General features: G+C 60.5%; 19 protein-coding genes. 9 read left to right on the forward strand and 10 right to left on the reverse strand.

The window, feature by feature from the left end; genetic code table 11:
* Positions 1-25: 25 nt before the first annotated feature.
* Entirely contained in the window at positions 26-958 is a 933-nt protein-coding gene (argC, locus tag ACA046_RS15320; RefSeq protein ID WP_497676940.1) for an N-acetyl-gamma-glutamyl-phosphate reductase, read from the reverse strand.
* A gap of 112 nt (positions 959-1,070) precedes the next feature.
* On the opposite strand from argC, the gene ACA046_RS15325 reads away from it, so the two are divergent.
* The 4 genes from ACA046_RS15325 to ACA046_RS15340 all read left to right on the forward strand — a co-directional run bounded on the left by ACA046_RS15325 (position 1,071) and on the right by ACA046_RS15340 (position 5,437).
* Positions 1,071-1,955 (forward strand): LysR family transcriptional regulator, encoded by an 885-nt coding sequence (locus ACA046_RS15325; protein WP_497676941.1) that lies wholly within the window; start codon positions 1,071-1,073, stop codon positions 1,953-1,955.
* Between the two features lie 82 nt (positions 1,956-2,037).
* A complete protein-coding gene (locus ACA046_RS15330) occupies positions 2,038-2,370 on the forward strand; it encodes a DUF2388 domain-containing protein (protein ID WP_497676942.1) in 333 nt (110 codons plus the stop codon).
* A gap of 41 nt (positions 2,371-2,411) precedes the next feature.
* Positions 2,412-3,038, forward strand: a complete 627-nt coding sequence (locus tag ACA046_RS15335) for a hypothetical protein (RefSeq protein ID WP_497676943.1) — start codon at positions 2,412-2,414, stop codon at positions 3,036-3,038.
* A 203-nt stretch (positions 3,039-3,241) separates the two neighbouring features.
* Entirely contained in the window at positions 3,242-5,437 is a 2,196-nt protein-coding gene (locus tag ACA046_RS15340; protein ID WP_497676944.1) for an OsmC domain/YcaO domain-containing protein, read from the forward strand.
* A 138-nt stretch (positions 5,438-5,575) separates the two neighbouring features.
* On the opposite strand, the gene ACA046_RS15345 is transcribed toward ACA046_RS15340, so the two are convergent.
* Together ACA046_RS15345 and ACA046_RS15350 are read right to left on the reverse strand one after the other, a co-directional pair.
* Positions 5,576-6,196, reverse strand: a complete 621-nt coding sequence (locus ACA046_RS15345; protein WP_459021240.1) for a LysE family translocator — start codon at positions 6,194-6,196, stop codon at positions 5,576-5,578.
* Positions 6,197-6,212: 16 nt separating this feature from the next.
* On the reverse strand, positions 6,213-6,794 hold the full coding sequence (locus tag ACA046_RS15350; RefSeq protein ID WP_497676945.1) for a DUF6630 family protein: 582 nt from the start codon (positions 6,792-6,794) through the stop codon (positions 6,213-6,215).
* 115 nt (positions 6,795-6,909) lie between these two features.
* Between ACA046_RS15350 and ACA046_RS15355 the strand changes: the two genes are divergently transcribed.
* Positions 6,910-7,947, forward strand: a complete 1,038-nt coding sequence (locus tag ACA046_RS15355) for an alpha/beta hydrolase family protein (protein WP_497676946.1) — start codon at positions 6,910-6,912, stop codon at positions 7,945-7,947.
* A gap of 327 nt (positions 7,948-8,274) precedes the next feature.
* Here ACA046_RS15355 and ACA046_RS15360 read toward each other — a convergent pair whose 3' ends face one another.
* On the reverse strand, positions 8,275-8,775 hold the full coding sequence (locus ACA046_RS15360) for an Lrp/AsnC family transcriptional regulator (protein ID WP_017475545.1): 501 nt from the start codon (positions 8,773-8,775) through the stop codon (positions 8,275-8,277).
* A gap of 118 nt (positions 8,776-8,893) precedes the next feature.
* Between ACA046_RS15360 and ACA046_RS15365 the strand changes: the two genes are divergently transcribed.
* The 3 genes from ACA046_RS15365 to ACA046_RS15375 all read left to right on the forward strand — a co-directional run bounded on the left by ACA046_RS15365 (position 8,894) and on the right by ACA046_RS15375 (position 13,029).
* The gene (locus ACA046_RS15365; RefSeq protein ID WP_497676947.1) at positions 8,894-9,928 is read left to right on the forward strand and encodes a histone deacetylase family protein; all 1,035 of its coding nucleotides are present in this window, start codon (positions 8,894-8,896) and stop codon (positions 9,926-9,928) included.
* A 77-nt stretch (positions 9,929-10,005) separates the two neighbouring features.
* On the forward strand, positions 10,006-11,415 hold the full coding sequence (locus tag ACA046_RS15370; RefSeq protein WP_076013655.1) for an amino acid permease: 1,410 nt from the start codon (positions 10,006-10,008) through the stop codon (positions 11,413-11,415).
* Positions 11,416-11,619: 204 nt separating this feature from the next.
* Positions 11,620-13,029, forward strand: coding sequence for an OprD family outer membrane porin (locus ACA046_RS15375; protein WP_459021232.1), 1,410 nt, complete (start codon positions 11,620-11,622; stop codon positions 13,027-13,029).
* Positions 13,030-13,260: 231 nt separating this feature from the next.
* Here the strand turns inward: ACA046_RS15375 and ACA046_RS15380 are convergent, their stop codons facing one another.
* From ACA046_RS15380 to ACA046_RS15390, 3 genes are all read right to left on the reverse strand, one after another.
* Positions 13,261-13,770, reverse strand: coding sequence for a cytochrome P460 family protein (locus ACA046_RS15380; RefSeq protein WP_497676948.1), 510 nt, complete (start codon positions 13,768-13,770; stop codon positions 13,261-13,263).
* Positions 13,770-14,822 (reverse strand): alpha/beta fold hydrolase, encoded by a 1,053-nt coding sequence (locus ACA046_RS15385; protein ID WP_497676949.1) that lies wholly within the window; start codon positions 14,820-14,822, stop codon positions 13,770-13,772. The genes ACA046_RS15380 and ACA046_RS15385 overlap by 1 nt, the downstream gene beginning before the upstream one ends.
* A 133-nt stretch (positions 14,823-14,955) precedes the next feature.
* Entirely contained in the window at positions 14,956-15,483 is a 528-nt protein-coding gene (locus ACA046_RS15390) for a GNAT family N-acetyltransferase (protein ID WP_459021226.1), read from the reverse strand.
* 150 nt (positions 15,484-15,633) lie between these two features.
* Here ACA046_RS15390 and ACA046_RS15395 point away from each other — a divergent pair, with 150 nt between their 5' ends.
* Entirely contained in the window at positions 15,634-16,761 is a 1,128-nt protein-coding gene (locus ACA046_RS15395; protein ID WP_497676950.1) for a GGDEF domain-containing protein, read from the forward strand.
* A 3-nt stretch (positions 16,762-16,764) separates the two neighbouring features.
* Here the strand turns inward: ACA046_RS15395 and ACA046_RS15400 are convergent, their stop codons facing one another.
* The 3 genes from ACA046_RS15400 to ACA046_RS15410 all read right to left on the reverse strand — a co-directional run bounded on the left by ACA046_RS15400 (position 16,765) and on the right by ACA046_RS15410 (position 19,996).
* Positions 16,765-18,441: an ATP-binding protein gene (locus ACA046_RS15400; protein ID WP_459021222.1), complete on the reverse strand. Its 1,677-nt coding sequence runs from the start codon at positions 18,439-18,441 to the stop codon at positions 16,765-16,767.
* A 140-nt stretch (positions 18,442-18,581) separates the two neighbouring features.
* Complete coding sequence (locus ACA046_RS15405; protein ID WP_459021220.1) at positions 18,582-19,001, reverse strand: organic hydroperoxide resistance protein; 420 nt, start codon at positions 18,999-19,001, stop codon at positions 18,582-18,584.
* Positions 19,002-19,141: 140 nt separating this feature from the next.
* Positions 19,142-19,996 (reverse strand): CAP domain-containing protein, encoded by an 855-nt coding sequence (locus ACA046_RS15410; protein WP_076013647.1) that lies wholly within the window; start codon positions 19,994-19,996, stop codon positions 19,142-19,144.
* Positions 19,997-20,025: the final 29 nt, after the last annotated feature.

A 20,025-nucleotide genomic window follows, 5' to 3' on the forward strand; every position in this document is an offset into this window, starting at 1 on the left:
AGGGCCCCGGAAAAATCGGCGCCCGCTATTGTTTTGCCCTGATCATCAAATCCAGGTTCTGCACGGCGGCACCCGCAGCGCCCTTGCCGAGGTTGTCGAACACCGCCGCCAGCAGGACCTGGCCCGTCTCGTGGTTTTCACACACGATCAGGCGCACATCGTCCGTGCCGTTCAGCGCTTGAGGGTCAAGGTAGGTCAGCTCTTTGGCGGCCTGCATCGACAGCACCTGGACGTGATTCGTATCGCGGTAGTGCTGAGTCAAACAGTCATGCAACCGCGAGCCATCCACACCCGGCGCCAATAACCGAAGTTGCAGGGGGATGGTCAATACGATGCCCTGGCGAAACGCCCCGTAGGCCGGCACAAAGGTCGGCCTTTCCGTCAGCCCGCTTTGCAGCTGAATCTCCGGCACATGCTTGTGTGCCAGCCCAAGCCCATACACCAGGAAGGCGGGCGCTTGTGAGGCGTCCGCGCCCTCATGTTCCTGCACCCCGGCGCGGCCCTTGCCGGAATAGCCCGAAACGGCATGAATGGTCGTCGGGTAGTCCTTTGGCAGCAATCCGGCCTCAAGCAAGGGGCGCAACAGTCCAATCGCTCCGGTGGGGTAGCAACCGGGATTGCTGACCCGCTGCGCCGTGGCAATGCGTTGCGCCTGTTGCGGGCTCATCTCGGCGAAACCGTAGGTCCAGTCAGGATGAGTACGGTGGGCCGAACTCGCGTCGATCACCCGCACAGCCGGGTTCTGGATGCTCGCGACGGCGTCGCGTGCGGCGTCGTCGGGCAAGCAGAGAATCGCGATGTCGCAAGCGTTGATCATCTCGGCGCGCTGCTGCGGGTCCTTGCGGTGTTCCGGGCTCAGGGTGATCAGTTGCAGATCGGTGCGGTCGCGCAGGCGCTGATGGATCTGCAACCCGGTGGTGCCTTGGTCGCCGTCGATAAATACAAGGGGATTTGCCATGGGATGCACTCGCAGAGGAAATCAGGTGTTCCAATCTTCGGCGAGCCGCTAGGATAGGAAAAGTTGAATTTCCAAACGATGAAATTCAGATTTTCTGAATAAGGAATAACCCATGCGCGAAATCAGCCTGGACCGCCTGCGCACACTGGTGGCGATTGCCGACCTTGGTTCGTTCGCCGAGGCGGCCCGCATGCTGAACCTCGCGCCACCGACGGTCAGCCTGCACATTGCTGATCTTGAGTCGCGAGTGGGCGGCAAGCTGTTATCGCGTACCCGTGGGCGGGTTCAGCCTTCGGCGATTGGCGAAACCCTGGTGGAGCGCGCGCGCCGGTTGTTGGCGGATGCGGAACAGGCGCTTGAAGACGTGGAGCGTCAGGTGCAGGGGCTGGCAGGGCGTGTGCGGCTGGGCGCATCCACCGGGGCCATTGCACAGTTGCTGCCGCAAGCCCTCGAGACTTTGAGCCAACGCCACGCAGCCATTGATGTGCAGGTCGCAGTACTCACCTCGCAGGACACGCTGAAGAAACTTGCCGAAGGCGCACTCGAAATTGGCCTGGTGGCGTTGCCGCAGGCGCCAGTGAAGGGTTTGCAGATCGAGCCCTGGCGGCGAGATCCGGTCATGGCTTTTTTGCCGGCGCGCCGGGAATGCCCGGAGGTAGTGACACCTGCTTGGCTGGCCGCCCAGCCCTTGATTCTGAATGACACCACCACCCGGCTTTCACGCCTCACGTCGGAGTGGTTCGCCAGTGAGGGGCATCAGCCCACCCCGCGTATTCAACTCAACTATAACGATGCGATCAAAAGCCTGGTGGCTGCCGGTTATGGCGCTACGTTGTTGCCCCATGAGGCGTCCACGCCATTGCCCGACAGCCGGATCGTGATGCGTCCAATCCAGCCCTTGTTGTGGCGCCAACTGGGGATTGCCCACCGCGCCGGGGACATCGAGCGACCAACGCAACATGTGCTGGATGTGTTGTGGGGGTTGAGTGCAGGGTAGTGGCCTTTGAGTTGTGTGTACCGGGCGGGACGGGTAGCCTTGCGCCCCGATGTAACTAGCCATTTCAAGGAAGGAAGCGCGCGTGAAGATTTTTCGAGGAGTGATCGGGTTGGCGGGATTAGGCCTGTTGCTCGGTTGCAGCGTTGCCCAGGCTAAAGACGGTGTCTCCTTTGGCGACGATCCGCTTGGGTGGTCATGCCTGAAGTTCTCCACCTTCACCTTGCTGACTTCGGAACTGACCACCCGTCCCGGCAGCTTTCTTTCAGCCAAGAATGACGCATTGGCGTTTGTAGGGTCCGAGGGCCAGATCCGGGGTGCGTATTTTGAGCAGGCGTTGCGGGATTTTCGCGGTGCTGGCGGTAACCCTGATGTCACCGATGCGCAGTTTGCCGAGGCGGTGGCGGTGATTGAGTAAACACGTTTCAACCCTGAACCTGACCTGCTCATGGAGAGCTTATGCCATTTCGTAACGTCCTCGTTTTTACCCATCTGGCCTTAGCGCTGTTGCTTTCAGGCTGTGCAAACCATCAGGTTGCTGTCGCACCGGCGGCGCCCTTTGATCTTGAACCCCTGGGCCAGCCGCTGGCGCAGACCAGCGTCCGTACTGCGCTGATCGACCAGATCATCGTCAAGGACCCGGTGGTGATCTCAGCGAAAAAGCCGGTTCTCGCGCCCTCTGATAACGATGCGCGCATCGCCAAACTACGCAAAGCTGACGGCGGCGTGCTACCTGACGGTTACTGGGCACTCTACAAACAGAACCTTGAAGCGATGCAGTACGACCTCAATCACCATCATGACGCCGCCCGTGTGCAGTACGAGCAGACGTATCGTGACGAGTTGGGCCGAGTCGACGACAGCACGCTGCAGGTCATGGCCACGGCGCCCACGACGCTGGATGAGCCGACGCGGCGTCAGTGGAACGCCCGCATGGCCGATAGACTGTCGCAGTACATAAAGACCAGCGAGCAATCGCTGCGCACCGCTGCCGATACGCATATCAATCGTATGGCCTTGATGGACCGACAATACAACGTGTGCGCACGTAACCCGGAGTGCTGGGATGCGCCGGTTAAGAAGTAAGGCGTTGTCCTTGAGGATGACCCACTGACTCAGGAGTTTTCACAGGCCTGAATCTCCTTGAGATGGGCGGCCCTGGGCCGCCAATCCGCTCAGCGCGGTTAACATCAACCACCAGCGATCAGACAAGCCCGAAAGCACAAGACTTACGCCTCGAAACCCGGATAATGGCGGCCATATTTTGCTCGCTATTCTGGTAATCCCGCATGGAAATCAAGGTCAATTTTCTCGACAACCTTCGACTTGAAGCCAAGTTCGACGACTTCACCGTGGTGGCCGACCAGCCTATTCGCTACAAGGGCGATGGCTCGGCCCCGGGTCCGTTCGATTACTTCCTGGCTTCGTCGGCGTTGTGTGCGGCTTACTTTGTGAAGTTGTACTGCGAAACCCGCAACATCCCCACCGACAACATTCGCCTGTCCCAGAACAACATTGTCGATCCGGAAAACCGCTACAACCAGATCTTCAAGATCCAGGTCGAGTTGCCGGCGGACATCTCCGACAAAGACCGCCAGGGCATCTTGCGTTCCATCGACCGCTGCACCGTGAAAAAAGTGGTGCAGGCCGGGCCGGAGTTTGTGATCGAGGAAGTGGAAAACCTGGATGCCGATGCCCAGGCATTGCTGATGCCGAGCGCCGCGTCCGACGCAGGCACCTACATCGCAGGCAAAGACCTGCCGCTGGAAAAAACCATCGCCAACATGTCGGCCATCCTGGCGGGCCTGGGCATGAAGATTGAAATCGCTTCGTGGCGCAATATCGTGCCCAACGTGTGGTCGCTGCATATCCGCGATGCACACTCGCCGATGTGCTTTACCAACGGCAAGGGCGCGACCAAGGAAGGCGCGCTGGCGTCGGCATTGGGCGAGTTTATCGAACGGCTGAACTGCAACTTCTTCTACAACGACCAGTTCTGGGGTGAAGACATCGCCAACGCGGCGTTTGTGCATTACCCGGACGAGCGCTGGTTCAAGCCGGGCCGTAAAGACGAACTGCCGCCGGAAATCCTCGACGCGCACTGCCTGCATATCTACAACCGCGACGGCGAGCTGTGTGGCTCGCACCTCTACGACACCAACTCCGGCAACGAAGAGCGCGGCATTGTTTCGCTGCCGTTCGTGCGCCAGTCCGATGGTGAGGTGGTGTATTTCCCGTCCAACCTGATCGAGAACCTGTACCTCAGCAACGGCATGAGTGCCGGTAACACCCTGGCTGAAGCGCAGGTGCAGTGCCTGTCGGAGATTTTCGAGCGCGCGGTAAAACGCGAAATCATCGAAGGCGAATTCGCGCTGCCGGATGTGCCGCAGGAAGTGCTGGCGAAATTCCCGGGCATCCTCGCCGGTATTCAGGGCCTGGAAGCCCAAGGCTTTCCGGTACTGGTAAAGGATGCGTCCCTGGGCGGCGAATTTCCGGTGATGTGCGTGACGTTGATGAACCCGCGCACCGGCGGTGTATTCGCCTCTTTCGGCGCCCACCCGAGCCTGGAAGTGGCGCTGGAACGCAGCCTGACGGAACTGCTGCAAGGCCGCAGCTTCGAAGGCCTGAACGACTTGCCGCAGCCAACGTTTGAAGGCCACGCAGTGACCGAGCCGAACAACTTTGTCGAGCACTTCATCGACTCCAGCGGCGTGGTGTCGTGGCGCTTCTTCAGCTCCAAGTCGGATTACGAGTTCGTCGAATGGGACTTCTCCGGCCAGGGTGAAAACTCCAACGCCGAAGAGGCCGCAACCTTGTTCGGTATCCTCGAAGGCATGGGCAAGGAAGTCTACATGGCGGTGTACGAGCACATCGGCGCGACCGCCTGCCGCATCTTGGTGCCGGACTATTCGGAGATCTATCCGATCGACGATCTGATCTGGGACAACACCAACAAGGCGCTGTTTTTCCGCGAAGACATCTTGAACCTGCATCGCCTCGACGAAGCCGAATTGAAGGGCCTGGTTGAGCGTCTGGTGGAAAGTGAGCTGGACGATTACACCGACATCACCTCCTTGATCGGCATCGAATTTGATGACAACACGGCGTGGGGTCAACTGACCATTCTGGAACTGAAGCTGCTGATTTACCTGGCCTTGCAGCAGTTCGAGGAAGCGAAAGAACTGGTGGAGATGTTCCAGCAGTACAACGACAACACCGTCGAGCGTGGCTTGTTCTACCAAGCTGTGAATGCAGTGTTGGAGATGGAGCTGGACGAAGATCTGGAACTGGCGGACTACGAAGTGAATTTCCGCCGGATGTTTGGCAACGAGCGAATGGATGCGGCGATTGGTTCGGTGAACGGTAGCGTGCGGTTCTATGGTTTGACGCCGACGAGCACGAAGCTGGAAGGGCTGGATCGGCACCTGCGGTTGGTCGACAGCTACAAGAAGCTGCACGCGGCGCGGGCCAATACGGCCAATTAAAAGCTTACACCGTACCTGTGGTGAGAGGGCTTGTTGTGGCGAGGGGGCTTGTCCCCCGTTGGACTGCGTAGCAGTCCCTCTTTTTTGGGGCCGCTGCGCAGCCCAACGGGGGACAAGCCCCCTCGCCACACGCTGACCTCAGCGCTTGCTGAACGCCAGCCGGGCCGCGAACAGCACAAAGATCATGCCGGTGGTGCGGTCCATCCACTTGATCACCTTTTCGCGCCGCAGCACGCCGGCCAGTGGCTGCGTGGCGCCGATCAGTATCAGTGACCAGATCAGGCTGATCACCACATGGATGCTCACCAGGCCGAACGTCCAGGCCACCAGGGAATGCCCCTGGGGAATGAACTGCGGCAGGAAAGACACGTAGAAAATCCCGATCTTGGGGTTGAGCACGTTGCCCATCATCCCCTTCAAGAACCAGTTGGCACCGGGTTTTCCGTCGGCCTCGACGGGCGCCAGCGAGCTGCGCGGACGCATCAGCATGTTCAGGCCCAGCCACGCCAGGTAAGCCGCGCCGCAATACTTCAAGACGTTGAAGGCCACCTCGGACACGGCAATCAACGCGCCCAGCCCAAAGGCCACCGCTGCACCCCACAATAAACAGCCGGCGTTGATGCCCAGGGTGGCGCGCAGCGCTTGCTGCTTGCCCTCGACGGTTGCGGTGCGCAGCACCAGGGCCGTGTCCAGCCCTGGAGTCAGCGTCAGCAGTGTGGCGGCGAAGGTAAAGGCCAGCAGGTTATCGGTGATGGACATGGATAATTACCTGAAATCAGAAGCTCTCGAGATGGGTGTTGATACCCGCTACACGCGCCAACTCAATGGTTGCTTCGACCTGTTCAGCATCGATGATAAAGCCCTGGAAGTCGTCATCTCCCGAGTCCAGGTGGACGTAACGCTTGCCGAATCGAGCCAGCCATTGGTCGAAACGGCCGAGCACCTCTGCCATTGATGACTTGCCGTCATGCACGTAGACGTAAGGTTCTTGTACGCCGCTGGCGCTTGCCAGGTAGGGCGCGAGGTATTCAAAGCTGTCATACCCACGCCAATCGACGGCCAGCAGCGTCAGGTAGTCGAGTTTCTGTCCGCGGGTGTCTTCAAGCAAACCCAACGACAGTGCCGTGGCTGAGTCTTGTCGGACGGAGTACTGGCGCAGCACTCGCCTGACCAGTCTGGCGCTTTCCTCTTCCGGCGCACGGGCCAGCAGCGTTTGGGTCAGTGTTTTGAGCGCCTGCTTCTGCTGCGCGAATTCGGGAGGGCGCATCTCTCGCATGATTGCGGCATGGCTGGCGTTGGTTTCCTCGGGCGGCGGCATGGTAAAGCGCCCACCAAACAGACGATCAAAAATGCCCATGCTGCGCTCCCTGGATACGTGGCTTTCCTCATTGGTGAAGCAGGTTACTGGCATGGACCCAGGACTGTCGATACTGTGCAAGAATATGGCGCTTAGCCACTTAGGGAACTCAAGGATGAAAACGCTGTGTGCTGCGCTGTTGTTGACGGTTGTAACCGGTCTGGCCCAGGCCAATGAGGTTCGGATCGGCTTCCAGGAAATAGTGATTTCCGACGCGGAGCACGGCAGGCCGTTGCAGGTGGCGGTGTGGTACCCGACCCATGCTTCCGGCGCGCCAGAACTGATTGCTGACAATCCGGTGTTTATCGGCGCGCCGGCCTTGAAGGACGCGGCGCCGGCTGCCGGCGAGCACCCGCTGGTGGTGATCTCCCACGGCATCTTCGGCAACTGGATCAACCAGTCCTGGCTCGCCAGCGCGTTGGCCGGGCAGGGTTACATCGTCGCCTCGCCCAACCACCCCGGCACCACCAGCAAGGACCGCACCCAGCCCGCGGCCTCCGAGCTATGGAAACGTCCCCTGGATATCCATCGGGTGATTGATGCCGTGATCGCCCAGCCCAAGCGCTTTGGCTCGGTGGCCGACCACAGGATCGCCGTAGTGGGGCATTCCCTCGGCGGCTGGACCGCGATGGAAGTTGGCGGCGCACGCTTCGACCCGCAGCGCTTCACCGAGGATTGCAAAGTGCATCCCGAGATCGCGCCTTGCAAAGCGTACGACCTGATCGAGGTGGGTCGCACGGAGCAGGCCAAACAGCGCCTGGCCGAGGACTTGAGCGACAAGCGTGTGGCCGCCATCGTCTCCCTGGACCTGGGCTTCGCCCGCGGCTTCAGCGACGAAAGCCTGGCGGCGCTGAACCGCCCCACGCTGGTGATTGCGGCGGACACGCCGTCCCCGGAATTGCCTGCAGCGCTGGAGTCGGCCGACTTGGCCAAACGCCTGCCGCAGAAGACTTCGCGCTACGTGGAAATCAGCGACGCCACGCACTTCAGCTTCCTGCCCCTGTGCAAGCCAGGCGCGGTGGAGCGGATTGAACAGAGTGACCCCGGCGAAGGCTTCATCTGCCTGGATGCCAAGGGCGCCCGTCCCAAGCCGCAGATTCAGCAACAGATACTCAGCTTGATCAGCGAGTTCCTGCAGCAATCCCTGCGCTAGCCGTCAGATATCTTCGGACCACCCACAACCTGTGGCGAGGGGGCTTGCCCCCCGTTGGGCTGCGCAGCAGCCCCAGCAATCCGTCAAAAAACCACAAACCCCGTGGCGAGGGAGCTTGCTCCCGCTGGGGTGCGAAGCGCCCCCAAAAACAGGACTGCTACGCAGACCAACGGGGGACAAGCCCCCTCGCCACAGTCGTTTTGTGTTGCTGGCTTGCCGAGTCGGTTGCGGCCTCAACCGTTTCCTGCAAGCGCTGGCCAATCACATCCATCGCGGCTTTTGCCTAGGGTCGCCGGCATAGAAAACAAAAGCTGATTTCCCACTGGATCACTTTCCCACCCGCCCAGGAATCGCCACCCGACTCGTCGCCTTGACCTCCCTTAACGCCAAACTCGACTGAATCGACGCAATCCCCAACTGTCGCCTCAACACGCTCTCTACAAAATCGCTGTACGCATCCAGATCCTCCGCCAACACCTGCAACAGATAATCCGCATCCCCAGTGATCTTGTGGCACGCCTGCACCTGCGGCAGTTCCTTGATCACCGCTTCAAAATCTTCCGGCGTATGGTCGGAATGCACCGCAAACCGCACGTGCACAAACGCCATGATTTCCAGGCCCAGCATCTTCCGATCGAGGTTGGCCTGGTAGTCCTTGATCACACCTTCTTCTTCCAGCCGCTTACGCCGTCGCCAGCACGGCGTGAGGCTAAGGGACAGGCGCTCGCTGAGTTCGGCGTTGGAGATACTCGCGTCTTCCTGCAGCAATGCGAGGATGGCGAGATCGGTGTCGTCAAGTGCGACCTGTTTGGTTTTATTTTTCTTCATGGCGGCTCATTGGGGTAAAAATACCCGATTACGCTAGCATCGGCGCACGTAAAAGCAAAGAAAGCCCACCGCAGCCAGAACAAAATAATCACCTGTCTTTCACGGGTGGATGTCTTTCATGTTGACTGTTTTTAGTGATTCTCATCGTTTGCACCATGGCACCGAACTCAAGGATGGCGTGCTCAAGCCGTCCTTTGAACAACCCAGCCGGGCCGACACCGTGCGTGACCGGGTCAAGCATGTGGGCCTGGGGGATATCATCGTCCCGCGCAAGTTCGACCGGGCCTGTTACGTCAACGCCCACAGTGAACGCTACGTGTCGTTCCTGGAAACCGCCTGGGCTGAATGGACCGCCATCGGCCGTGCCCATGATGCGTTGCCGCTGGTGTGGCCGGTACGTGATTTGGCTAACGAGCAGGTGCCGGAATTTATTGACGGCAAGCTCGGATTCTTCGCAATGGATGCCGGTTCGCCCATCACCAGCACCACCTGGGAAGCGGTGAAGACCAGCGCCGATATCGCGCTCACTGGCCTGGCGTTGATCGATGAAGGCCACAACAGTGCCTTCGCCTTGTGCCGTCCACCGGGCCACCATGCGGCGCGGGAATACATGGGCGGTTATTGCTACCTGAATAACGCGGCCATCGCAGCGCAGCAGGCGATCACTCAAGGCGCCAAGCGTGTTGCGGTGCTGGACGTGGATTTCCACCACGGCAACGGCACGCAGAACATCTTCTACGACCGTAGTGACGTGATGTTCGTCTCGCTGCATGGCGAACCGTCTGTGTCGTATCCGTACTATTCGGGCTTCAGTGCCGAGCGTGGCGCAGGGGCGGGCGAGGGGTTCAACCTCAACTATCCGCTGGCGAAAAACACCGGTTGGAGCACCTATAGAGACGCGTTGCTCGACGCGTGCATTCAACTGCGAAAGTTCTCACCGGAAGTGCTGGTGATCTCCCTCGGCGTCGACACCTTCAAGGACGATCCCATCAGCCATTTCCTCCTCGAAAGCCGCGACTTCCTGGGTATCGGCGAGATCATCGCCAGCGTCGGCGTGCCCACCCTGTTTGTGATGGAAGGCGGCTACATGGTCGATGAAATCGGCATCAATGCCGTCAACGTGCTGCATGGTTTCGAGAACAAACAAGCCTGATCCCGATGCCATTTCAACAATAAAAAACGCCTGACTTTTTTCTGCCAAAACTCAAAAACATAACAAGAGGTTTTGTGATGAAAACAACCGCGCCCGGGCTTATTGAAAAGCCCGCTTTGCAACGCACCCTTAATAACCGACATATCCAACTGATGGCCATGGGCGGTGCGATTGGCACCGGCCTGTTCATGGGCTCGGGCAAGATCATCGCGCTGTCCGGCACCTCGATCATCCTGATCTACATGATCATCGGGCTGTTTGTGTATTTCGTGATGCGCGCCATGGGCGAGCTGCTGTTATCCAACCTGAACTTCAAGAGCTTCGCCGACTTTGCCGGTGCCTATCTGGGGCCGCGTGCGGCGTTTTTTCTCGGCTGGTCGTATTGGCTGAGCTGGAGCGTAGCGGTGGTGGGGGATGCGGTGGTGGTCGGGGGCTTTTTCCAGTACTGGTTTCCGGATGTGCCGGCCTGGATCCCGGCGATCGCCATGCTGCTGACCCTGTTTGCGCTGAATGTGCTGACGGTACGGCTGTTTGGTGAGGTGGAGTTCTGGTTCGCGATCATCAAGATCATCGCCGTGGTGACCTTGATCAGCGTGAGCGTGGTGCTGATTGCCAGCTCGTTTGTTTCGCCCACTGGCGTCACGGCTTCCCTCAACCATTTGCTGGATAAACAGGCAGCGTTTCCCAATGGCTTGTTCGGGTTCTTTGCCGGGTTTCAGATGGCGATCTTTTCGTTTGCCGGCACTGAGTTGATCGGCACGGCGGCGGCGGAAACCCGCTCGCCGGAGAAGACGCTGCCCAAGGCAATCAACTCGATTCCGCTGCGGATCATCCTGTTTTACGTGCTGGCCCTGGCGTGCATCATCGCGGTGACGTCCTGGCAGCAGGTGTCGCCCAGCAAGAGTCCGTTTGTCGAGCTGTTCCTGGTGGCCGGCTTTCCCGCCGCCGCCGGGATTGTGAACTTTGTGGTGCTGACGTCGGCGGCTTCGTCGGCCAACAGCGGGGTGTTTTCCGCCAGTCGGATGTTGTTTGGTTTGGCGGACCTGGGGGATGCACCTGGAATCTTCCGCCGCCTGTCGAAACACAGCGTACCGTTTATCAGCCTGGCGTTTACCACCTTCCTGATGCTGCTGGGCTTGTTGCTGCTCTTTATCGTCCCGGAAGTGATGACGGCCTTTACCATCGTCTCCACCGTTTCGGCGATCCTGGTGATTTTTACCTGGTCGACCATCCTGGCGTCCTACATTGCCTATCGTAAAAAACGACCGGAGCTGCACGCAAAATCCCTCTACAAAATGCCCGGTGGCGTACCGATGGCTTGGGTTTCACTTGGGTTCATGGCGTTTGTACTTTGCCTGCTGGCGCTGCGCCCAGACACGCGGCTGGCACTTTGCGTGATGCCTGCCTGGTTTGTATGGCTGGCAGTTGCCTACCAATTTTCGCATTTTCGCAGCCGACTTCAGCCTGATCAGCGCGCGGCACTCTAGCGGTCGTCATACAACTCACTGGCACTCAAGCGTCGAAAAAGGCCGTCCTCTACGGCCTTTTCATGACGGTTTTTTCATCGCTACATGACAAAGATTTCACATTCTGCGCCATAAGCCCCATGCCACAATCCGCAGCGTTTGCAGGGCCGCAACGGTATTCGCTCGAAGGACAGTAAAAAAATAATGTTCACAGGGGCGCAGTAAATGAAACTCTCTACATTAGCTTTGGCTATCACCGCGGCTGTCCTCGCACAACAGGCCTGCGCAGATGACTTTGGGCTTGGTTCACTCGGCACGGGTAACGGTCATAGCGGCTTCCTCGAAGACAGTCACTCGTCGATCAGTTCGCGCACCATGTACTACAACGCCGACGTTCACTCCGGCACCGCGAACGACCTGCGCGAGGCGGCTCAAGTACTGCGTTTCGACTACAAATCCGGCTATACCCAAGGCACCGTAGGCGTCGGGTTCGACGTGATGGCTTTCGGCGCGTTGCGTCTTGACGGTGGTGATGGCCACGCAGCGGGTGCCGGCCTGTCGGGTAACGGCAACAGCTTCTTCCCGGTCAAGAATAACGGCACCGAGCCTGCTGACAGTTTCGGTCGCGCAGCCGGCAACGTTAAATTCCGTATTTCCCAGACTGAATTGCACGTGGGCGGTGGTTTGGCGCCGATCCTGCCGATCCTGGTGTCCAACGATAGCCGTGCTGCACCGCAAACATTCGACGGCGGTATCCTGACCTCCAAGGACATTCCTAACGTCACCTTCACCGGCGGCGAGCTGAACAAGGCTGAAGGCCGTGCATCGAGTAACTCCACTGGCCTGAGCGTCGCCGGTGCGACGCGTGACAGCGACAGCTTCCGTTTCGGCGGCGTTGACTACCAGCCGTTTGGTTCTTCTGACAACGTCATCGCTAAAAACCTGACGTTGCAGTACTACTACGCCGACCTTGAAGACTTCTACAAACAGAACTATTTCGGCCTGGTGCACGTACTGCCGTTGGGCAATGATCAATCGTTCAAGACCGACCTGCGCTATTTCGACAGCACCAGCGACGGCAAAAACGGTTCGGCTGGCTACGCGTTCAACAACAACGGTGGCTATGCCAAGCACGCCGGTGAAGTCGACAACAAAACCTACAGTGCTGCATTCACCTACCAGTTGGGTGGCAGCCAGTTGATGCTCGGCCACATTGGCGTAAGCGATGACGGCGGCTTCGTCTGGGTCAACCAGGGCAGCATCGCCGACCCAACCGCACAAGGCGCGGCGGGCTCCGACTTCTACCTGTTCACCGACGCGGTGGTTGGTCAGTTCTCCCGTGCGGGCGAGCAGGTCAATTTCGGCCAGTACCTGTATGACTTCAGAACCCTGGTGCCTGGCTTGAAAGCCTCGATTGCCTACCTCAACGGTAGCGACATCAAGGCCAAGGTTGCCGGCGGCAGCGATCAGTCGGAACGCGAAACCGATTTCCGTCTGGATTACGTCGTGCAAGCAGGCCCGCTGAAAGGCTTCGGTACCACCTTCCGTACCGGTAGCTACCACGGCCATAACACCGGCACTGCCGACCAGGATCAAACCCGCCTGATCCTCAACTACACCTACGCGATCTTTTAATAAGACGCCGGTAAATGCTCTAAAAGAAGGCCGCCTATTTGGCGGCTTTTTTTTGCGACCCGCGATGCGGTGGCAGCGTCAGTGCCAGATAAAAACACCACCCAACGTAGCAGCTGTCGAGCCCAAGCGAGGCTGCGTCGGCGGTGTATCTGACACACCGCCGACGCAGCCTCGCTTGGGCTCGACAGCTGCTACGGGGGTGTCCGGTTGCGGCGGCGTTTGTTGTGGGCGCTAAGGCGCCAGCCGGGTAAATACGTAATCGTGGTTCTTCACCAACGCCTGATGGCAGGCGAAGCACGTCTCATGCTGCGCCTGGTCCGCTGGCTTGCCGTTGATGAACCGACCAAAGCCCCAGCCTCCCGTCGCCGAATATTTTTTCGAATCCTTGACCATGAACTGCACGGTGGTGGCCGCGCCGGGAATCGACGCGGTCTTGAACTCTGGCGACTGCACATGTTTCCACGCCAGCTTCGCCAGCACGGTGCCGTCCGGGAAGGGCAGCGTGCCGTCGCGGTAAGCCTTGAGCGCAATCTTGTTGCCCAGCACCACCCGCAGTTCATTCAGTGGGTCGGCTTCCTGAGCCGGTGCGATCAGCTCCCATTGGCGGTAGCCGTCGGGAATGGTCACGCCGTAGATCGGTGACGGCTCACTGGTGGTAGAGCCGCCAAAGGCGAACCCGGTAGCGGTGGCCACCACGGCGGCGGTTGCAGCGACGAGTGCCGCAAGATGCAGGCGCTTCATCACAAATGGTCCGCATCAATCACAGCCTTGGCAAAGGCTTGCGGGGCTTCCTGCGGCAGGTTGTGGCCGATGCCGCCGCTGATCAACCGGTATTCGTATTTGCCGGTGAAGCGCTTGGCGTAGTCTTCCGCGGCCGGATGCGGTGCGCCGTTGGCGTCGCCTTCCAGGGTGATGGTGGGCACGCCGATGGACCGGGCGGTGGCGAGTTTCTGCTCAAGCGCAGCGTATTTCTTCTCGCCCTGCACCAGGCCCAGGCGCCAGCGGTAGTTGAAGATCGACACGGCGACGTGGTCGGGGTTGTCCAGGCCTTTGGCGCTGCGGTCGAAGGTGGCGTCATCAAACGCCCATTTCGGCGAGGCGATCTGCCAGATCAGCTTGGCGAAATCGTGGGTATTTTTTGCATAGCCGGCGGCGCCGCGGTCGGTGGCGAAGTAGAACTGGTACCACCATTGAAGCTCGGCCTTGGGCGGCAGCGGGTTCTTGCCGGCAGCCTGGTTGCCGATCAGGTAGCCGCTGACCGACACCAGCGCCTTGACCCGCTCCGGCCACAGCGCGGAGACGATGTCGGCGGTGCGTGCGCCCCAGTCGTAGCCGCCGAGCACCGCTTGTTTGATGTTCAGTGCATCCATGAAGTCGATCAGGTCGACCGCGAGTGCGGCCGGCTGGCCGTTGCGCAGGGTCTTTGCCGACAGGAAGTGCGTGTCGCCGTAGCCGCGGGCGTAGGGCACCAGCACCCGATAGCCTTGGGCCGCCAGCAGCGGCGCTACCTCGGAGTAGCTGTCAATGTCGTAGGGCCAGCCGTGCAGCAGGATCACCGCCGGGCCTTCAGCCGGGCCGACTTCGGCGTAGGCCACGTCCAGCAAGCCGGCCTTCACATGCTGCAAGGGGCCAAGCGTGGTGTGGCTGCTTGCGCTGGCAGCCGCTGGCGGCTGGGTGTCCTGTGCACTGGCAACGCCGGGGGCACCGAACTGCAACAGCGCAAGGGCCAGCAGCGACGCGCCCATCAGGCGGCGGGGCGTGAAACCGGGTGAGGTGTTCAACTGTGGGTGCATGGTGAGTCTCCAGCGGCGGGTTGTGTGCCTGGCTCACAGTTGAACGCAGTTGTGTATCCGGCCTGTTTCGAGAAAACCATCGGGTTAAACGTTTTGTATCGCAGGGTGGTCTGGACACACTGCGATACATAGTTCAGAGAGGCCGGGTCGCCCGGTACACGAGGCTCGGCGCCTGCCCGGGCACATCGTCCAACTCATCGATGCGTTGCATGCCGATTTTTTCCAGCACGTTGATCGATGCCTGGTGCGCCGGGCGCACCACGCCGTATACCTCTGGCTGATCCAGCTGCACAAAACCAAATTGCAACGCGGCCCTGGCAAGCTCTGTCGCATAACCCTGGCCCCAGGCGCTGACGGCGAAGCGGTAACCCAGGTTGATCCGTTCAACCTCGTTGTAATGGTAGAGCGTGATGCCCCCAAAGCCGATGACGCGTTGCGGCGCCTCTTGGGTCACGATCGCCCATTGGCCAAAGCCATGTTCTGCCCAGTGTTCCAGCCAGCGATCCAGCACGGCTTTTGCTTGATCCATGTCGGCGAGGGGGCCCGACGGGTTGTAGCGGTTGGTCTCGGGATCGCCATAGATGGCGAATACACTGGACGCATCGTCGACCGTTGGTGGCCTGAGGATCAATCGTTGGGTGGTTATCGAGTGGGTATTCATGGATAGGCTCTGATCCTTGGAGCGAAAGAGAAGGTGTTCACCTATATTTATCCTGCTTTCGACGCTCTAGCACGCTTGATTCAGTTGTTAGGGGTACTGGCAGGATGCCACAATGGCACTTTGTCGCGGCAGTAAGATCAGGCGGACCTAATGAATGGCCTTGGACGTGGGCAGGACCAGGATTGCTTCATCGAGGAGCAGGTACGAACCGATCGCTTGCATCAGCTGTTTCGCCAATCATTTTCGGCGGTGTTCGGCAGTTATATGGCGGCCGCCATGCTCTGCTGGCTGTGCTGGGAACGTTTTGATCACTCGGTAATGCTGGTCTGGCTGGTGGTGTTGGCGGGCACGTCGTTGCTGCGAGTCTCGATGTTCATGGCCTGGTTTCGCTGCCCCAACAGCGATCGCACCCCCGCACGCTGGGAACGGCGCTACTGGGTGACGCTGATGTTGTCTGCCGGGGTCTGGGGCGCAGGCGCATTCGCGCTGATGCCCACCGACGACCGGCTGTCCCAGGCCCTGGTGATGTTGTTCACCGTGGGCATGTCGGTCAGCGCAGTCTCGTGTTACTCGGCCTATCGCTACATGACCCTGGTTTCCATGGGCCTGGTCTTGCTGCCGTGCATCCTGTGGCTGCTGTTTCAACCGTCCTCGATGCAAGTCGGCATGGCCCTGGCGGTGCTGGTGTTCTCCTCGTTTGTCGGTGGCGCCACGCGCAAGCTGTCCGACGCCCTGGAGAAGGCCTTTCGCCTGACCCGGCAAATGGAACGTGCCCACAACATCTCCACCCGCGCCGCACAAACCGACGAACTCACCGGCCTGATGAATCGCCGGGCGTTCTTCGAGCACGCGCAGTTGCTCTACGAACAGTGTCGGCATAACCAGCAGCCGTTGTGCGCGCTGATGATGGACATGGACCACTTCAAAAACATCAACGACACCTATGGCCACCAAGCTGGGGACGAGGTGCTGCGGCAGATCGGCGGGGTAATCAGCACGTCGTTTCGCCAGGCCGATGTCTACGGGCGGTTGGGTGGCGAGGAGTTTGCGGTGCTGCTGCCGGATACGACGCTGGAGACCGGGCGGCACATCGCCGAGCAGTTGATCAAGGCTATCGCGGGGCTGTCCAGCGAGCCGGTCCATGGGTTGACCGCGAGCCTCGGCGTGGCCTGGGCCCGCGCGGTGGACCAAGACCTGCGCGGCTTGATGAACACCGCAGACAAGGCCCTGTACCGCGCCAAGGCCCTCGGGCGCAACCAAGTGGCCGTGGCGGAGTAGGGCTCAGCCCTTGAGCAGCGCCTTGGCCAGCACCTGAGAGATCTGGTCGGCCGAGTAGGGCTTGGGCAGGAATGCCAGGCCTTCGTAGCCGCTTTCTGCCAGTTCCTCGCTGTAGCCCGAGGTCAGCACCACCGGCAGGCCCGGCCTGCGCCGGCGCAATTCCCTGGCCAGCGCCACGCCGGTGATGCCGGGCATCATCACATCGGAAAACACCGCGTCGAACCCCATCACGTCTGAGCCGGCCAGTTCCAGCGCCTGTTCGGCATTGGTCGCCCAGGTGGTCTGGTAGCCCAGGTCCTGGAGGATCTGATTGGCAAAACGGCCCACTTCCAGGTTGTCTTCCACCACCAGGATATGGCGCTGGGCGCAGTCCGCGATCAGGCCACAGGTGTCCTGCGGGCATTGCTCGAAGCCCTCTTCGGGCACCACTTGCGGCAGGTACAGGGTAAATACCGTGCCTTGGCCGACCTTGCTGGCCACATCGACGTTGCCGCCCGACTGCTTGGCGAAGCCGAACACCTGGGACAGCCCCAGCCCGGTACCCTTGCCGACTTCCTTGGTGGTGAAGAAGGGTTCGAAGATGCGCTCGAACGTCTCGCCGGGAATACCGCTACCGGTGTCGGTCAGTGAAATCGCAATAAACGCCTGGCGCGAGCCGGCATCGCCACGGATGCTCGGCAGCGGTTGGTCAGCATCCAGGCGCAGTGTCAGGGTGCCCTGGCCGTTCATGGCATCGCGGGCGTTGAGGGCGATGTTGATCAAGGCGGTTTCAAACTGGCTGGAGTCGGCGCGGATATAGCACGGCTGCCCGGGTAGTTCGACCCGCACCTGAATCCGCGCGCCAGTGACCGTCTCGAGCATCTCGCCGATGTTCTTGACCCGCTGGGCCGCATCAAACACTTCCGGGTTAAGCGGCTGGCGGCGGGCGAACGCGAGCAACTGGCTGGTCAATTTACTCGCCCGCTCCACGGTGTCGGTAACGGCGCTCATGTAGCGCTGGCGACGTTCTTCGGACAGGGTGGGTATGCGCAGGAAGTCCACAGATGAGCGAATGATGGTCAGCAGGTTGTTGAAGTCGTGGGCCACGCCGCCGGTCAACTGGCCGATGGCTTCGAGCTTTTGTGATTGACGCAATGCCGCTTCTGTCTCGGTCAACAGGGTGGTTCTTTCGTTGACGCGCTGCTCCAGGCTCGCATTCAACTCGGTCAATCGCCGGGACAGGACAACGGTGGCAGTGGTTTCGGTGACGGTGTCGAGCATGCCGACAACCTTGCCTTGCACGTCGCGAATCGGGCTGTAGCAGAAGGTGAAGTACGCCTGCTCCGGCGCGCCGCCGCGTTCGACGATCAACGGGAAATTTTCGATAAAGGTGGCGTCACCGGCGAAGGCGGCATCGGCGATCGGGCTGATTTCGGTCCAGGCTTCCTGCCAGATCTGGCTGAAGGGCCGCCCGAGTGCATCGGGTTTGTCGCCAAGAATCGGGATAAAACCGTCGTTGTAAAGGGTGATCAGTGAAGGACCCCAGATGATCGCCTGGGGGAAACGGGAGGCAAGGCACAGGGCGACAGTGGTCTTCAACACGTCCGGCCATTGATCCAGCGGCCCCAGCGGCGTACTTGCCCAGTCGTGATGCCGGACCCGCTCGGCCATTTCGCCGCCGCCTTGCAGCCAGTTTGTCATTCGGTGAACGCCTTCTTTGCCACGGTTTGCTGAGTAGGGGTGCCAAGCTACAGACACCCCTGGACCCCGCCAGTTCAGCGGGATTATCCGCTAGATGGCAATTTAATGCCTCCGCCAAATAATGACCCCGCAAACCGCCTTCAGACCACGGTGATCAGCACATCGATATTGCCGCGGGTAGCCTTGGAATACGGGCACGTCTGGTGGGCACGATCCACTAGCGTCTGGGCGGCCGAGTGCTCGATACCCGGCAGGCTGACCCGCAGGCGCGCTTGCAGGTAATAGCCGTTTTCCGGGCTGTTCACCAGGTCCACTTCGGCGCTCACCGCAGTGTCGGCCGGCAGGCGGATTTGCAGGGTTTGAGCGGCCTTGCCCATCGCGCCGATAAAGCACGCGGACCAGCCGGCGCCAAACAGTTGCTCGGGGTTGGTGCCGGCCGCCTTGGAACCCGGGGGCGACAGCTTGATGTCCAGTTGCAGGTCATCGCTGTGGGACGCGCCTTCACGGCCGCCAGTGGTGTGGGTTTTGCCGGTGTAGAGCACGGTGCTGTTCTGGGACATGACGGTTTCCTTGTGAGTGGCCCGGGGTGGGCCGGTGTGCACAGGAAACCGTGCTGGCGTATCCGCAATGTGTCATCGCCAGTGGCTGCGCGCCTCGCAGTGTGTCGCCTTGGCGCGAAGATACGTTGGGATACAAACCGCTACTGCTGCACCCCAAACAGCCCCGTCCAGTAGATGCCGGCATCACTTTTCGGGTCCATGGCATAGGCGGCGCCCATTTCGCGGAACTGCGGGTTCATCAGGTTGGCGCAATGCCCGGGGCTGGCGAGCCAGCCGTCGACCACCTTGCGCGGGGTGTCCATGCCGGCGGCGATGTTTTCGCCGATCTGCTGGCCGATATAGCCCGCCAGTTCAGCCCGGTCCCCCGGCGTGCGGCCGTCGTGGTCGAGGTGATCGAAGAAATTGCCGTTGGCCATGTTGCGGGCGTGGCCGGCGGCAGCGTTGGCGAGTGCTTCGTTCCAGCTCAGCGGCGTGGTGGCGGCAAAGGCCTGGCCGCCACATTGGCGTGGTTGCTGGCGGGCGGTGTTGATGAGGTCGAGGACCTTTTTGCCTTCGGTCTGGCTCTCGCCCAGGCCGCTGGTCAACAGCGGACGGGCCAGCACAATGCGCCAGTCCTGGCCGCTGTTGCTTACGCCGATATCGATGAATTGCGGGTCGAGCACCACCCGGCAAAAACTTTCGCGCACGGCTTTCATCGCGGCTTCAGCGTTCTTGGGCCCGGACAGGCTGATGGCCTGGACGTTGACCATCGGGTAGGCCGCCCGTGCCAGCGCCTGTTGCAGGTCGCCGACGCTGTTGACCGGCAACACCAGCCGCGTGTCGCTGGCCAGTGGTGGCAATTCCTGGGAACCCTGGTTGCCGCAGCGCTGGACCTGGCTGCGGTATTGATTGATCGAGTCGACCAACAGGCTTTCTTCACCCGCCTGCGCCTGGGCGGTAAACACCAGACTGGCGGCCAGCGTCGTAAGACCCATCATCAATGACAGAACGCGCATGGACGTTTCCCTTGAGCTTGAAAGTGCCC

This window comes from Pseudomonas sp. LBUM1641 (assembly GCF_059716235.1).